The following is a 15,668-nucleotide window of genomic DNA, read 5'->3' on the forward strand; positions in this document are numbered from 1 at the left end:
CAAGATCGAACCAGCAGAGGGGGTCCATTTTCAGCCGTCGAGCAGGGGTCCATTTTCGGGCGTCGTTGACAGCTTGGAGCCGCGTGCCCCCGGGGTTCCTCGCAAACGAGGACCGCATCCGGTCTTGCCCGACATCACCGTCCTGAATATCGTCCGTCCGATTGAGAGCGTTGCTAGTTTGCTGGTTTGCTCGGCGACGGCGGGGCGGTCACGATTGAGCACATGCCATTGCTGCGGAACCGCCGGCTCGAACAGCTCCTCGGTGGGCCGATCGACGAGACGCTGACCTATGCACAGGTCAAGGGGCTCAGTCCGGACACCACGGAAGGCCCCGACCTGGATTTCAAGCGCGACACCTACACAGGCAGCGACCGGGATCGGAAGGCGCTTTGCGGCGACGTCGCCGCGCTGGCCAACGCCAACGGCGGGCTCCTGATCCTCGGCATGGACGAGGACGACCAAGGCCGCGCCACCACCGACACTGGCGTCACCATCACCGACGACGAGCGGCGCCGGCTCCGCCAGACCGTCGTCGGCAACGTCCACCCGACGCCGACCTTCGACATCATCCCGGTCGAGGATCCCGACCGGCGCGGCACCGGCTTCCTGGTCATCTGGGTCGCTCGGTCGGCGACAGCACCGCATGCCTACGTCGCACAGAACAAGTCGCTGCTCTATCCCAAGCGGATCGGCACCGAGACCGTCTGGCTGTCCGAGGCAGAGGTGGCCGAGGCATACCGGGCGCGGTTCGCCGGACTCAAGGACCGCATCGATGAGGCTGTCCGCATCGAAGTCGACCTCCTCCAACGTCTCGCGACCGACGAGATGTTCCTGGTCGTCACCCTGGTCCCAGACCTGCCAGGCCGCTTCACCGTCGACAGCGCCGCTCTGAGCGCCTTTCAGCTGAGCAATGCCCGACAGCCGCCAGCCGCATTCGGGATGCGGGTACGTAGCTTCGTGCGGTCCACAGTGCGGCATCGCCGCCTGGTCGGTGCCGCCACCTCTGAAGCAAACAAGCCGTACTCGCGTGGGGCGTGCGAGCTGCACGAGAACGGGAGTGGCGTCTTCGCTACGGCAGTCGGTCCCCGGATGTCGGGACACCCGAACGGGCGTCACAACCTCGTGGACGGCCCGGCGCTCACCGTCGGCATCTGCGCGGCACTGCGATTTCTTGCCCGCCACGCACGCGACCGCGCGGCAGCTGGTGGCCTCGCCACCCTCCGAGCCACCCTCTGGCCGGTCACGTCCGCCTTCCCGGGCGGCCCGGTCCTCCCGGTCAAACTGGTCTCCAGCGTTGGGGACCCAAACGAGGAACTCGGAACCGACGCCCTGACCGAGCCGCCGGTGGCTGACATGGTCGCCGACATCGACGATCTATGCAACGACGGTCCGGCGCTGGTCGCGACGACGTACCGGCTCGCCAGCGAGCTGTTCCAGGCGTTCGGTGCCCCCGAGGTGCCTGCGATCACGCCGGACGGAGCCGTCCGCCTCAGCTTCTGGTACCGGGACCAGCAGCCCTATATCGCCGAGTGGGCCAAGGAAGCCGACGTCGAGCTGCGCAGGTAGTAGCTCAGCTGATCTCCACCTCATCTCGGGCCCGCATTCGGTCGGAGTCGTTGGCTGATAGGTGACGCCACCACAGCACGCCGGGACTCCTTCGACCGCAGGTACGTCACCCCGTGCACCAGGGCGTCCAGCCGGTCCGGGGAGTCCCCCGACTCCGGCGTCCAGGTCGTCAGCTGGTCCTCCAGCGCCGGGAACGTGCCGACGTGGTGCACCCGGGGCGGGTCGACCTCGTACCGGGCCGCGACTAGCTCGGCGCGCACCCGTTTTGACTACGGGCATGCACCACGTCAATCGGCGGGTCATCGCCGCCGATTAGGCCCTCCTTCTGCATGGCCATCCGGGCGTCGACCAGGATGCCCTGCAGCCAAGCCGACGAGCCCTCGTACACCGAAAGGTCAGCGTCGACGTCCAGGTAGCACTGCCAGATCCGGCGCGCGACCGCCAAGCCGCCGATCTTGCTCCGGTCCGCTAGCACGTAGTGCTCGCCGCCCTCGCCCCGCCCAACCGCGACGATGCCCGTCTCGTCGCTCGTCCTCGACAGCATGTCCGCCGGGCCAACCACACCACCGTTCGGACGAGCGGCGGCACGTCGTCCTTCTCCACCCGGCCGGCCTCAATCCACGCCGACCTCCACAGCGCGCGGTCGACGTCGGACACTGGAGCCACGGTTCCCCGCCACGCCCGGGTAACCAGCACCCGCCATTACCACCGAATGTGAGACAGAGCCGTTCGCTTTACAGCGCCGGACGACGGCGGTCTCGCCGGCCGGTCGCCAGCGCACTGGCGCGGCCAGCGGCGGGGCTGGGTCATCCGGGCCGGCGTAAGTGCCTTGGCGTGGCTGAAGTTACCCCTATCGACCGGACAACTTGGTCTACCCAGGCTGCAAATGCCGCTTGGCGGAGATCAACTACTGTCCGTGTCAAGCTGAATCCGGTAAGTTCCGCTCCATGAGTGGGGGCACCGAACGTAGCGCCGTCGCGCGCATCATCAGGGCGATACCTCCCGATCAGGAAAGCTCCGTGCCGGTTGACGGGTTGCCAGAGCCGGCGGCCGCGGGCGCGGTGGTGACCCTCTTAAGTGCCTTTGGCGCGCTGGCCATCACCACCGACCCGGCCACCGGCGCACTTCGGGTGAGGGCAGCCACCACGACGGCGGCGCTCTTTCTCAAAAGCCTCGCTGAGTACGTCGAGCAGAATTCCGCCGTCCTGCACAACTGGTCGCGGATCGGCACGTCCGAGCCACCGTACGACGAGCAGGAAATTCTTTCGGGTCCCCAATTCCTTTACTTCATGGAGCGGCGCCGGATGAGCGCCTTCTCCGACGCGGCACCATTGCGCTCCGTTCGCGTTTCTCAGGTGGTTGTGAAACGCGTCGGCCAGCTCAGCGGGCCGGAATATCTCGTGATGCACGACCCCGCCGCCCGGCAGTTTCAGCTGCCCGGCGGCCATGCGCGCGACGGCGATCAGGACGCGAGCGACGTCGCGGTCCGTGAACTTCAAGAGGAGCTGCCAGGGTTTGTCTTTGATTCCTCCATCGATCAGCTGATCGGACTCGGCATCATCGACATCACTGCGGTTTCCCGCAGCTACGGGGTCAGCACCCGATACCAGATCAGCTTCTTCCACTTGCAAAGTGGGCGCCGCTCGCTTCTGGCCGGGCCAGGCGGCCGCTGGCTGGCGGAGCGTGACCTACTCGACGCCGACGCGCGGGTTGAGGGCATGACGCTGAACCTGGCCGGGCTCCGGAAGCTAGACCAAACCGTCGCCGGGGGGATTGCTTGCCTGCCAGCCAGCCTGCCGCGCACGACCCGCAGCGCCCTGCCCGAGCTCGCCCGCCGCAAGCCGCTTGAGTTCTGGAGTTTCGTGGTTGGCGTCGTCGGCATAGTGCTCACCGTCGTCATCTACTTCATACAGGACTGACCGCGATGGGTTCACGTGACCAGGGGAGGCTGTGGGACCAGCTAGGAGATGGCCTCACAGACTTCGACCGTTGGCTGAAGACCCACGACGGCCACTACGAGCTGCGGCGCTGGATCTTCACCGGACGCAGCGGCTCCCTGGTGGGCGTCGTGATCCGGCACGAGAACCCCGACCCACCGCAGCAGCTCATCATGCGCGTCGGCGCGGGCGGCCCTGACGAGGTACGGCGCCTGCGAAACTCGTGGCGCCTTTCACCAACGCCGTACCGGGACGCGCACCTTGCCCAGTTAGAAGGGGAACCTATTGACCTCAGACACCGGCTGCTCGTCTTTCAGCAGATCGCAGGCGGCGACCTGACCACCAACCGGGCGCTGGCCGACGACATTGAAAGTGACGAGTTCGCGGAGACCTGTACAGGCATCACGAGGTCGATCGTCGCCGACTGGAACCCCGACTTCCCGCACCGTCCGGAGCCGAAAACCGCTGGGGCCTACCTGCGCGATCTGCTGGGCGATCGGCTCGAGGTAGGCAGCGAGCTGATGGAGTCGGCAGCGCGGGCGGGCATAGATCCCGACACGGAGTGGATTCTGAGCAGTCGCGGCAAGCGACAGCTGCCCAATCCGCTGCGCCTGGCCCTCGACGACGACCTGGCCGGCCCCCGGCAAGCGATGATCGTGCTCGGCCGGGCACATGGCGACCTCAACGTGAACAACGTCCTGCTACCCGCGGACCCGGCTGCTTATCGGCTGGTCGACCTCGGTGAATTCGACACCGCAGCGCCGCTCGCCCGCGATCCGATGCACCTCCTACTCTCGATCGCCGCAAAGTGGATCGCTACGGTCGACTGGTCGCTGGTGGGCCACGACCTCGCGCAGGCGATCGTTCCAATCCGGAATCATCAGCCACCGAGGGGAGTCGGCCGCTTCGCGAAGGTCAGCCGCGAGATGCACGGCGCTCTTCAGCGGTGGGCGGCCAGCAGCGGGATCGGAGATATTTGGGCCGAGCAGAGCTTGCTATCGCTGATCGCCGCAGCCCTGCGGTTCGCCGGGCGCAAGGTACCTGGCACCGATCATGAAGCAGCGCGACGGTGGTTCTTCTACCTGGCCGCCGTCGCCACGTCGGAGTTCCTCGACCTGTGGCTCGACGAGGGGGAGGCGCCCGCGAACGTCGTCCCGATCCGGCCGGGCCTGATTACGACGCCACCCGTAAGGGCAGTACCGGACAACGACGCCACCACCTTCCTTCGGGCGCTGCGGGACGAGGTCACCATGCACAAGCCCGACCCTGACACGGAGCTGAGCATGGTGAGCAGCACATCAATGCTGCGCGCCATACTCGGGCAAATCCCGGCAGCACGGCCGCCCCTGACGGGCGAAATCGTCACGATGGCCGAAGACTTGCGGCGCGAACTGACGGCGGCGACACGGACGGGGGCCACCTATGCCGATCGCGAGCACGCCCTGAAGGTTCACGGCTGGCTGAGGGAGTTGCTGGCGACGCCACTCTGACCGGCCAAGAGGAGGCACGGTGACCGCGTTCGCGACCGCGCTCGCCGCGCTGGACTCTTTGAGGAACGCGGCCTCAGGTCCCGGGGCTCTCGCCGGATTATCCAAGCCCAAGTTCAAGTCGATTTTCGGTGCCGTCGACCGAGCGCTGGAATCGGCAGTCAAGGCAGCCGACGGGAGCGACAAGCGCACACTGGTCGGACTCCGGCGCCAGTTCAAAAGGGCCGGCGGGCAGGTGGAGATGCACATGGACGTGCGATACGAGAACCACCGGGACCGCATTGAGGGGTGGGGACAGTACTGGGCCGATCTCGACGGGCAGATGTACGACCTCGGCATTCTGCTGGAGCGACTGCACCAATCGGCATCGGCAATCGGCGCCCGGGCAACCCCACGTCCGATCGTTGTTCGAATCACCCTGCCCGAGGACGAGCCGGGAGAGCAAACGGCCGACGGCGCTTGAGGCGCGGTCGGGAACAACGAAACCAAATCAGGCTTAAGGGCGCGTGGATGTCGCCCCTGATCTCGGTCGAGCCGCAACTACGACGTCGGAGGCGATGCGGTTGTGATCTCGGCTTGTATGGTCTGCAACTTCGTAGACCAAGGCTCACCCGTGTGCCGCATGGACGAGAGCCGAGCCTGGAGGTGGCGCCGAGTACGACGATGACTCCGTCGACGAAGCCATACGGCCTGCTTAGAGCTCCTAACTCTTTGAGCGTTGGAGTCGGCGCCAGCAGATGATGGCGCAGGCAAGGGTGAGGAACGCTTCGTGGATGTCGTCGCGGATCTCCCAGCGGATGCGGAGGCGGCGGAACCAGCGCAGCAGTGCGATGGTCTGCTCGACGACCCAGCGTCGGGTGCCGAGTCCGGAGCCGCGGCCGACGCCGCGTCGGGCGATGACCGGGGTGATCCCCCTGGCCCGCAGGTCCCGGCGGTAGCAGTCGTAGTCGTAGCCCCGGTCGGCGTAGAGCCGCTGTGGTCGTTGCCGTGGTCTGCCTCGGGTGCCCTTGATCCGGGGGATCTTGTCGACCAGGGGCAGTAGCTGGGTGACGTCATGGCGGTTGCCGCCGGTCAGACTCGCGGCGAGGGGGATGCCGCCCGCGTCGGTGATGACGTGGTGCTTCGAGCCTGGCTTGCGGCGGTCGACCGGGCTCGGACCGGTTTTGGGCCGCCCTTGAGCGCCCGGATGTGCGAGCCGTCGATCACCGCCCGAGACATGTCGAGTTGGTCGGCGGCTCGCAGTCTGCCCAGGAGCACCTCATGCAGTCGTTGCCAGACGCCGGCGTCGTTCCAATCCCGCAACCGGCGCCAGCAGGTCATTCCTGACCCGAAGCCGAGCTCTTGGGGCAGGTACTCCCAGGGATCGCGGTGTAGAGCACGAACAGGATCGCGCACAACACCTTGCGGTCATCCAGCGGCTTACGGCCCGGGAACCGGTGCCTGCGTGGTGGTCGGGGTGGCAGCAGCGGTGCGATCTCGGCCCAGAGCTCGTCCGAGACGATCCACGGCGGCTGCTCACCCCTCCTCACGTTCAGACAGAACGATCCTCACGTCCCAAGGACACGCCCAACATCATTTCGTTAGGAGCTCTAAGGACGGCTACCTCAGCCCCGACGAGTACCACACCGCCTGGTACGAATCCCTCGGATAGAGCAGACCCGGCTCACACCACCCCGACGCCAACCGACGCCTGGTAACCACCGCTCCCGACAAGTGAGGGGAACTCAACCCGTGCCCAGAACGGGTCGACCCCGAGCATTCGAGCCTCCGGTAGCCAGCTGACGGTATGCAGCCGGAGTGGCGACGCCCGGAGTCGCGTCTGCCGGGATGTCGGGCCACCACGCCAACTCGACTGGACGGCCAAAGAACAGCTGTTGGAGCGATGAAGCATCTCGCTAAACGGCACCCTCGACCGAGACCGCGCAGGGCCCTGCGCGTGTTCGAGTAGGTATCGCCGCACCGGTTCGGTGACGACTTGGGCGAAGGTCGCGTCCTGCAGGGCTCGCACTACAGCCCGCAGCACCGGTAGGACTACTAGCAAGAACAGCCCCACGGCGGCCGCGAGCGACAACCATGGCAGCGGCCAGCGCGGGCTGCGGCGATCACGCGCCTCGTCCCACATGCAAGCCAGCACGACGCGGACCATGATGGGCCCAGTTGGCATGTTGGTCCACACCGAACACCGCATGTCAATCGCCTAAAGCGCGGCGGCTTCCAACCGACATGACGAAGAACTGTCGATGCCTGGCGGTACAAGTAGCGGCACCCTCACGAGCGACAATAAAGGCGGTGAGGAACTGGGGTTCCGTACCGACTGAACGGGGTGGTTTTACGAGCAAGGCAGGTACGCGCGAGCTGCAGCTTCAGCAGCTACTGAAGCAGATCGGCCCGTGCAACAGCGGCATCCTGGTGTCCGCTGCCCAGCAGCGGTGGCCCGGCGCGCCGGCTTCCCGCGTTCAGACCGTCGTGTCCAAGGCCATCTCCGCCGGTCTGATCCACGACCACGGTGGTGTGCTCTCGGCTGCCAATGACTCCACGCCCGCCGACCAGCCGACGACGGCGAGACGACGGCCCGGTCCGCTACGCGCCGTGATCGTTGACGTGGAGGCCGTCGTCCGGGCCAGTGCAGACCACCCACACGGTGACCGCCGGATCTTCCAGATTGGCGCGGTACGCCTATCCGCTGACCCGAAATGGTGCGCTGACCAACCGGCGTTCGCCTCCTGGGTCAGGCTCTCGGACCCACAGTGGGAGCAGCAGCTACGGTCGGCTCACGTCCGTGAGCAATACGCGCAGAACGCGGTCGACCCAGAACAAGCGCTGGATGGGCTGCGCCGGTACATCGACGACTCTGACGTCCTGGTCGCCTACAACGGCGCCGGTGCCGACTTCCCGATGCTGGACGAAGCGGCGACCCTGGCTGGGCAGCCGCTGTTGCACGGCCCCCGGCGGGTAGACGCGCTTTACCTGGCGTACACGGTTTGGCCGCACGCCGGTTCCCATCGTCTCGCCGAGCTTGCCGACGAAGTCGGCGTCGACCGGTCCGGGCTCAGTTGGCATGACGCTTCCGACGATGCCGAGCTGACCGCACGGCTGCTGCGGCAGGCGGCTGTGGCGGTGCAGGGCTGGGACGCCGACGTCCGTGAACTGCTGTGCGCGGTCGGTGCCGGCAGCGTGGCCTGGGAGCTGCTCACGTCGCTACTGCCCGGTCCGATACCGCGCCCGTCCGTCGATGACGTGACGGTGGCGCAGGTCCTCGCTGATGCCCTGGCCGACCTCGATGCGACGGGGGGATATCAGCCGGTGCGGCGTGGCCGGCTCCGGCCGGTACTGCGGCTGCCGGACACCGTCCGCGGGCCAGGCGGGGACGTCGACCCGCACGCGCTGGCGCAGGCGGCGACGACCGGAACGGTGGAGCGGCGGGCAGCGCAGCAGCAGATGGCGGCGTTGCTGACCGGGCAGATCCGCGCCAGCCGGGATGCGTTGTGTGAAGCACCGACCGGCACCGGAAAAAGCTTCGCGGTGCTGGCGGTCGCTTTGCAGTGGCTGGACGGCGACCCACGGCGCCGCGCTGTAATCGCGACGTACACCAAGGCGTTGCAGACGCAATTGGGTGCCGACATCGACCGGCTCGCTGGCGTAATCGAGGGTTTGGAACAGGCAGCGGACCTGGTCAAGGGTGCCGCGAACCGGTTGTCGTTGCGTGCCCTGGTCGCTTCGCTCACCGACGCTGCCGCCGCTGCGCAGACCCGGCCGGGCCGGGGCCGGGCCGGGCGACCCCGGTTCGCCGCACAGACCGGGTTCCGTGAGCTGCTGGTCTACCTGACCCGGCGGCTGATCACCGCGGCCACCGCACCGCAGGGGTGGCTGGCGCGTAGCGCGGACCCGGTGGACGCGCCGATGTTCCTGGCCGAGTACTTCAGCTCAGCCTACGGGCCGGTGCTCGGGTCGTGGCTGCGCAGTGTCAGCCAGGACGGCGACGACTACGCCCGCGGATCGGGTTCGCCGCTGGCGGCGATGACGGACTCGGTGGCTGAGGCGCTGGCCGGGCATCGTCTGGTGATTGCGAACCATGCGCTGCTGATGAGCCGGCCGGACGTGTTCGATGACGGCACGCTGCTGATCGTCGACGAGGCGCATGCGCTCGAGCAGGCAGTTACCGGCGCTGGCAGCGCGGTCGTGGAGTACCGGCTTCTGGAAAATCTCGTTGCGGAGCTGCGCCGCTGGGCCGACGAGCAGACGGACGTGCCGCCGCGGCTGCACGCGGCGGTCGCCGAGCTGGAGGGGCACCTCGACACGGAGATTCTGCCGCGGGCGGGACAGGCGGTGTTCGACGCCGCGGGTGGGGAGCCCGGCAGCCGTGCCGCAACGCTGGCCAGCCCGTTCGGTGGGCTGGGCGGTGACCGGCCGGCCCGGCAGCTGCTGTCGCGGCTGAACACCATCGCGCTCGTCGCGGAACAGGTGCACCGGCAGGTGGTCACGCATCTGCAGACACCGCAGATGCAGTCGGTGTCGTGGTGGGAGAAGGAACGGGCCGGGTCGCTAGCCGCCCGGGTCGCGCAGCTTACCGACGCGGCCGGGCGCATCGTGGCCGATGCCCGCAGCATCCTCGACCCGGATAGTGACCGGGATCTGGGAGCCGAAGGTGGTCCCGGCGCCGCAGTCAGGCTGGACAGTGACGCCGACGATGGTGAGGTCGCCGGTGCCGTCGGCGCTGACGAGGAGGACCTCGGCGCCGGCGAGGAGGACCTCGGCGGTGACGGGCTGTTCCCGCTGCCGGGCCCCGACCTGGGTAACCGGGTGGTGTACGCGGTTGAGCATGACTTGGCCGGAGTCAGCGTCTCCGCGCGCCGGTACGGGTTTTCGCTCGCGTCCGCTCCGATTGACCTGTCCCGTGACCTGCAGTGGCTGGAGGTTCGGCAGCGGTTCGCCCGGATCTTCTACGTGTCGGCGACGCTGCAGGTGGCAGGCCGCTGGGACTACATCCGCAAACGGCTTGGTCTCGGTCCGTCCGTTGACGCGCACACGTTGCCGGGACCGTTCGATTTGGCCGAGCAGGCACGGCTGGTCTGCTTTACCGATTTCCCGAGCTGGGCCGAACAAACCGACGGTGCGATCCGCACCGTGGCGCATCAGCTGGCCGGCTACGCGCGCGAGGTCATTCGTCCCGATCCGCAGGCGGCGCAGCAGCAGGCCTTCACCGGTGGTGCGCTGGTGCTGACCACGGCGACGAAGGCAGCGGCCGCGATAACCGTGCGTTTGGAGGAACAGGCGGTCGGGGTGCCGGTGACGTCGGCGCCGTTGCTGGGCAACGCGCGGGCCGCGCGGGCGTTCACCGACACCGGCGGGTTCTGCGTCGCGACCCGCGGCATGTGGCAGGGCGTCGACTTCCCGGCCGACCGGCTGTCGCTGGTGTGGATCAACAAGCTGCCGTTCGCGCCATTCGCCGACCCGGTCATCGCCGCTCGGCGGGCCTCTGTCGCCCGCCGAGCCGAGCTGGCCGGCCTTGCGGACCCGGACCGGGTCGCGACCGAGTTGTACTACCTGCCGCTGGCGGCGATGGATTTGCGGCAGGCGGTGGGCCGGCTGATCCGGTCGCGTAAGCACGGCGGTGTGGTCGTGATCAGTGACCGGAGACTCGCCGGGCGTACCGCGCTGCGCCGTGCCTACCGGCGGGTGTTCCTGGAGTCCCTCGAGCCGGGCTTGCTGGTCGCTGACCCGGACACCGGCGAAGCTGCGAGCGGCAATCTGACGACGATGGCCGACGGGTGGGCCAGGATCTGGCGATTCCTCGGCAACAACGGCTTGGTCACCGCCGATCGGGTCGACGAACTGTGCAAGCCGGACGCGCTCACGGAGCACACGCTGCTGCCGGCTACCCGCAAGATCCGGCAGGCGCAGCTGACCCCTGAGCAGGAGGCCGTCGCACGCGCCGATGGCACGCTGGGACGGCTGTTGGCCGACCGGTGCGCTTCGATCGGTGGTTACCTTCGGTTCTCCGAAACGCCGCTGGCATTGAAGCCACAGCAGGAGCAGGTGATCGAGGCGGTCGCCGACGGTAAGGATGTGCTGGCGCTGCTGCCGACCGGGTTCGGTAAGTCGTACACGTTCCAGCTGCCGGCGCTGGCGTTGCCGGGTGTCACCGTGGTCGTGTCGCCGCTGATCGCGTTGATGGCGGACCAAGCCCTCGAACTGAACGCCACCGTCGGTGGGGCGGTCCGGGCCCTGGTCGGGCCGATGGCCGAGTCGAACAGCCGGCGTGGAAAGACCGAGGTCGCCGAACAGCTCACCGGCACCGGCGATCACGGCATCAAGCTCGTCTACGTGTCCCCGGAACGGCTCGGGAACCGCCGCTTCCAGGAGCTGCTGCGCGCCGCCGCCGCGACTGGGATTCTGCGGCGGGTCGCCGTTGACGAGGCGCACACGTTCGTGCAGTGGGGCGACGACTTCCGGCCCAGCTTCCGCCGCGCCGCCCGGCTGCTCGCCGAGTTGCGGTCCCGGCACGGGGTGCGGGTCACCGCGGTGACCGCGACCGCGAACCGGGCGGTCCGGGAAGGGCTACGGACGGGCCTGTTCGGCCTGCCCGCCACCCCGGCACCCGGTGAGGTGCTGGTGACAGTCGCAGCGGACCCGCTACGGCCGGAGCTGGCGATCTACCGGCGGGCGATGAAAACGGCTGGCCCGAACGCGGTAGCCGGGCTAACCGAGGCGATCGCCGCAGCGTGTAACGAGCACGCCATCTTCTACTGCCTGACGGTCAAGGAGGTCGACGCGGTTTACGCACACCTGCGCGAGTTCGTCGGTGACGGCGCGCAGCGGGTCCGCCGCTTCCACGGCCGGTTGTCCGAGGCGGAGAAGGCGGCGGTGCTCACCGAGTTCCGCGACGCCCCGACCAAGCATGAGGACGGATACGCCCCGCTGCTGATCGTGGCGACCAGTGCGTTCGGGCTGGGCGTCAACCGCGGCGACATCCGCTGCGTGTTCGTGGTATCCCCGCCGACCGACCTGGCAGCGTTGTACCAACAGCTCGGTCGGGCCGGCCGGGACCAGGCTGGCCGGCCGCCGGGCGAGGTGACCACACCCTCGGCCGGGCTGGCGCTAGGCTCCAGCCGCGGGTTCCGGACCGTCGCGTGGATGGCCGCGCAAGGGCTGCCGGCGGCAACCTTGCGCACCGTCGGGCAGGCGGTGCTGACCGCGGCCCGTACCGGCGGCGTCCTGGACCCCGACCGGGTCGCCGACGGCTGCATAGCCTCCGACCTGGCCGCCAGCAGGCTGACCCGTGACGACGCCCGCCGGCCGGGTACGGTGTCGCAGTACCGGGCGGCGGTCGTGCGAGCCCTCGCGGTCCTCGCCGAAACCGGGGCAGTCGACGACAACGGGGACTTTCCCGCGACGGTGACGATCACCCCGCTCGACGATCCGGCCGGCTGCGACGACCACACCCTCACCGCCGCTGCCGTCGCAGTGGCTGCACTAGCGGGCGCGGCGCCGGGCCGGCACCGGATGTCCGACGTCCACGCTGCCCTGACCGAGCAGGTTCGGGGGTACCGGCTCGTCGCCGACGACCCGGCCCAGACATGGGCCGTCCTGGCGACGCTGCACGACCTCGGCGTCGTCGACGTGTCCCAGGCCGGAAACAACCGGACCCTGATCGCGGTCGGGGCGCGGGGCAGCGGCACGCTGCCGGCCGACTACCTGCACCGGATGACCGGTCACCGTGCCCGCCTCACCGACGACCTGCGGGAGCTGCGGGCCTGGTACGACGCCGGTGTGTGCGCCAACACGGGATTCGCCGGCTACTTCTCCCTGACCAGTGCGGTGGTGCTCCCCGATGGTGTCTGCTCCACCGCGGCCTGCCGCTGCTCCACCTGCTGGTCGACCAGCGACGATCCGGCGCCGATACCGGCATTGCTCGACGCGTTGAACACGCCCCGGCCGCGGCCCGCCGCGCGCCGGGACGCGGCACCGTACCGGGAAGCGGTCCAGCGGTACGTGCGGTCGCTGCTGTGGGACAACTACCGCGGCTTGACCGTCGGCATGATCCACCGAGTTCTTCACGGCGACGAGACGTATCTCGCCACCGATGGCCGGCGCCGGCCGCTGTGGCCGCGGCTGCTGTACCACCGGCTGCGTGGCGTCGACCCCGGGATACAGGCCAGCCACGTGCAGGAAGCCGTCACCGACCTGGTCGGCTGCGGCGAGATCGCCGGTGACGGCCGGGTGTGGCGGCTACGCCGGTACACCGAACGTGACGCCGCCCGCGCCCAGGCGGCCGGGAGGGGGGCCCGATGACCACGGTCGGCACCACAGTGTGGCGCCCGTTCCACGACGAGCCGCTGTTCGTGCCAGAACTGCTGCATGGTCCCGGCGCCGTCCCGGGCCGGCTATGGGACCAGATCATCGGCTTCCTCACCCGGGTCGCCGAGGTCCGGCGGGCGCCGCTGCACACCTGCACCGCGTTCAACGCACTGCATTTCGGCTTCGATCTCGACACCCACGGCTACCGCGCCGAGGTCCTCGCCCCGGATTTGTTTGTCCAAGTCTGCGCGGAACAGCAGCAGCGGCCCGTGCTGCCAGTCGGCACGTTCCTTCACATCGACCGCGGGGGACGCCGGTCGCTGCTGGCCGAGGTCGTCGCCCGCTACGGCGCTGACTCCGCCGTCGACGACGACGGATGGGCACCCGCGTCGCTGTCCGGTGGCCCACCTGGGCAGGAAGAACCCGGCGGCGCCCGTACGGGCGTCGAACGCATCATCCTGGACGTCGAGGCGTTCGGGGCCCCACTCACCACCGCCGAGTACATCGAACTGGACCGGCTGCGCCGCCGCGGATCGGTGCTCGACGCCCGCGGCCACCTGACCGGACCGGTGCACTATCCGGCCGGGACCGGCGGCCGCGACGACGTGGCCCTGTACGCCGCCCACCTGCTCGGCCCAGGTCGGCCGTTGCTGCTCGGCGGACCGCTCGGAGGTTTGCTCACCGACCCTGGCGATGAGCAGGTCCTCACCGCCGCCGTACACCAAGCGCTCGACACCATCGACCGCCTGCTCGACGCTGCCGGTGCGCTGCGCCGCTGGCACGGGTACACCATCAACCAGGACCGGTTCGAACGGCGCCGCCGTGATGGCTGGCCGGGCTTGGGCGCCGTAGACGTCGACGACGTCATCGCGACCCTTCGCCGCGCTGGCCCGCAGCCGCGCTACACCGGCGTGTGGCCGCTGCTGGCTTCCCGCACCAATGTCGACAGCGCCGATGCAGACCCGCTCGAGCTCGCTGGCGCCGCCGACGTGGTCGTGCACACGAACCTGGTCGCGGCGGACCTGGCTACGGCGGCAACCGACGGTCTCCTGCCCGGCGGTGTGCACCTGCGCGTCGACGATGTCTGGCAGGCCGGTGGCCTGTGGCGCTCGGCGCGGGAACCGGTGCCGTCGGCGGTGCTGGCCACCGATCCGCGTACCCCGCTCGGCCTCGGCCATCAGCCCGGTGTCCCGGACGGTCCCGAACCGACCCAGCCCGGATCCGGGCCCTCCTCCGGCGGTCGACAGCCCGCACCGTCGGACCCGCCGGCCGCACACGGTGTTCCCGCCGGCGAGGAGGACGTCGCTGCCGAGCAGGACACGCCGGGTGAGGCGGACGCCTCGGCCGAGGAGCAGGGCGAGGACCTGTCCGGTCTCGTCGTCGTCCGCGACAGCCTGGTGGTGTACACCATTGCGCTACGCGAGAGTCACTGGGACGCAGGCGAACTGCCTCTAGCTGGGCAGGGGGCGGACGTCCTCGCCGACGGGCCACTGATCATGCAGCTGCACCACGACGGTGAACCCCTCCAAGACACCGAACAGATCCAGCAGATCAGCCGTGACGGCACCGTCCTGACCGGTATCAGCTGGCCGTGGAGTTTCTACCCCGGCATCAAGGTCACCGTGGCGATCGCCCGTAACGCCACCCGGATCAGCGCCACCACCACCCTGCTCGACCATCCCCTGCCGTACGGCGACCAATACCGGTGGGACGCCAACGCCGCCATACTCGCCGCCGCGATCGGTGCCGAGCAGCCACCAGCCGAACCGGCCGCCCCGCCGGAGCACCAGACGCCGCTCCCGGCCGGAACGCCGGAACGGTACCGCGGGGTTCCCCAACTGCGACGGCTGATCATCGCCGCGCTGCGGCGCCACGGCACGCTCGGCGCGTTCGGGGCCCGCCGGCTCACCGGGCCGCAGCTGCTCGCCGCGCTATTCGGGCCCGACCTGGTCGCTCCGCCGCTGATGTGGGAGGTCATCTACACCTGCGACCGGCTCGTCGACGCCGGCAAGCTGACCAAGGAACCCGGCACCGGCAGCCCTGACCGGCCCGCAAGCGGCGGACCCGACGTGTTCGTATGGTGGCCCGACGACAACGCCCGGCGCGGCGCTCACCAGCACACCGCCCGAGCCGACGTCCTCGCCGGCCGGATCCGCGAGCACTGGGTGCCCCCGTTCCTGCGGCTGTTGCCGACGGGTCACGAGGCCAGCGACGCCGCCCGCAACGCCTACGCCGAGTGGGTCCTGAAGGTGTACGGCCCGGACGCTGACACCACCCTGCCGGCCGGTTACACGTTCGTCCGCGGCCAGCTCCGCGGCTCCGGCGAGTTCGCCGGTCTGCTGCACCTCGCGGCAAACCCGCATCACCACCCTGCCTGACC

The 15,668-nt window shown here is 69.1% G+C and carries 8 protein-coding genes and 2 pseudogenes; 6 read left to right on the forward strand and 4 right to left on the reverse strand.

The features are described from left to right. Positions 1-222: 222 nt before the first annotated feature. Complete coding sequence (locus ACIBR0_RS26835; protein ID WP_396720203.1) at positions 223-1,566, forward strand: helix-turn-helix domain-containing protein; 1,344 nt, start codon at positions 223-225, stop codon at positions 1,564-1,566. 20 nt (positions 1,567-1,586) lie between these two features. Here ACIBR0_RS26835 and ACIBR0_RS26840 read toward each other — a convergent pair whose 3' ends face one another. Together ACIBR0_RS26840 and ACIBR0_RS26845 are read right to left on the reverse strand one after the other, a co-directional pair. Next, entirely contained in the window at positions 1,587-1,826 is a 240-nt protein-coding gene (locus ACIBR0_RS26840; RefSeq protein WP_396720205.1) for a hypothetical protein, read from the reverse strand. Further along, entirely contained in the window at positions 1,811-2,110 is a 300-nt protein-coding gene (locus ACIBR0_RS26845) for a hypothetical protein (RefSeq protein ID WP_396720207.1), read from the reverse strand. The genes ACIBR0_RS26840 and ACIBR0_RS26845 overlap by 16 nt, the downstream gene beginning before the upstream one ends. Before the next feature lie 403 nt (positions 2,111-2,513). On the opposite strand from ACIBR0_RS26845, the gene ACIBR0_RS26850 reads away from it, so the two are divergent. Genes ACIBR0_RS26850 through ACIBR0_RS26860 form a run of 3 tightly spaced genes read left to right on the forward strand, consistent with a single transcriptional unit; the run spans position 2,514 to position 5,453 of the window. Further along, on the forward strand, positions 2,514-3,485 hold the full coding sequence (locus ACIBR0_RS26850; RefSeq protein WP_396720209.1) for an NUDIX domain-containing protein: 972 nt from the start codon (positions 2,514-2,516) through the stop codon (positions 3,483-3,485). A 5-nt stretch (positions 3,486-3,490) separates the two neighbouring features. Then, positions 3,491-4,993: a hypothetical protein gene (locus tag ACIBR0_RS26855; RefSeq protein ID WP_396720211.1), complete on the forward strand. Its 1,503-nt coding sequence runs from the start codon at positions 3,491-3,493 to the stop codon at positions 4,991-4,993. Positions 4,994-5,012: 19 nt separating this feature from the next. Next, positions 5,013-5,453, forward strand: coding sequence for a hypothetical protein (locus ACIBR0_RS26860; RefSeq protein WP_396720213.1), 441 nt, complete (start codon positions 5,013-5,015; stop codon positions 5,451-5,453). A gap of 240 nt (positions 5,454-5,693) precedes the next feature. On the opposite strand, the pseudogene ACIBR0_RS26865 reads toward ACIBR0_RS26860, so the two are convergent. Next, positions 5,694-6,122 (reverse strand): annotated as a pseudogene (locus tag ACIBR0_RS26865) (IS5 family transposase); the annotation flags it as partial. Beyond that, positions 6,062-6,519, reverse strand: a pseudogene (locus ACIBR0_RS26870) (transposase). The pseudogenes ACIBR0_RS26870 and ACIBR0_RS26865, both read right to left, overlap by 61 nt. Positions 6,520-7,279: 760 nt before the next feature. Between ACIBR0_RS26870 and ACIBR0_RS26875 the strand changes: the two are divergent. Together ACIBR0_RS26875 and ACIBR0_RS26880 are read left to right on the forward strand one after the other, a co-directional pair. After that, on the forward strand, positions 7,280-13,282 hold the full coding sequence (locus ACIBR0_RS26875; RefSeq protein WP_396720215.1) for a DEAD/DEAH box helicase: 6,003 nt from the start codon (positions 7,280-7,282) through the stop codon (positions 13,280-13,282). Then, entirely contained in the window at positions 13,279-15,666 is a 2,388-nt protein-coding gene (locus ACIBR0_RS26880) for a hypothetical protein (RefSeq protein ID WP_396720217.1), read from the forward strand. The genes ACIBR0_RS26875 and ACIBR0_RS26880 overlap by 4 nt, the downstream gene beginning before the upstream one ends. The last annotated feature ends 2 nt before the right edge of the window (positions 15,667-15,668 follow it).

The sequence above is a fragment of the Micromonospora sp. NPDC049497 genome (assembly GCF_044465805.1).
GTDB lineage: Bacteria > Actinomycetota > Actinomycetes > Mycobacteriales > Micromonosporaceae > Micromonospora.

Bases quoted from the DNA above. Each gene is read 5' to 3' on its own strand.
- ACIBR0_RS26835 (WP_396720203.1), top strand. From the start codon at position 223: ATGCCATTGCTGCGGAACCGCCGGCTCGAACAGCTCCTCGGTGGGCCG.
- ACIBR0_RS26845 (WP_396720207.1), bottom strand. From the start codon at position 2,110: ATGCTGTCGAGGACGAGCGACGAGACGGGCATCGTCGCGGTTGGGCGG.
- ACIBR0_RS26850 (WP_396720209.1), top strand. From the start codon at position 2,514: ATGAGTGGGGGCACCGAACGTAGCGCCGTCGCGCGCATCATCAGGGCG.
- ACIBR0_RS26855 (WP_396720211.1), top strand. From the start codon at position 3,491: ATGGGTTCACGTGACCAGGGGAGGCTGTGGGACCAGCTAGGAGATGGC.
- ACIBR0_RS26880 (WP_396720217.1), top strand. From the start codon at position 13,279: ATGACCACGGTCGGCACCACAGTGTGGCGCCCGTTCCACGACGAGCCG.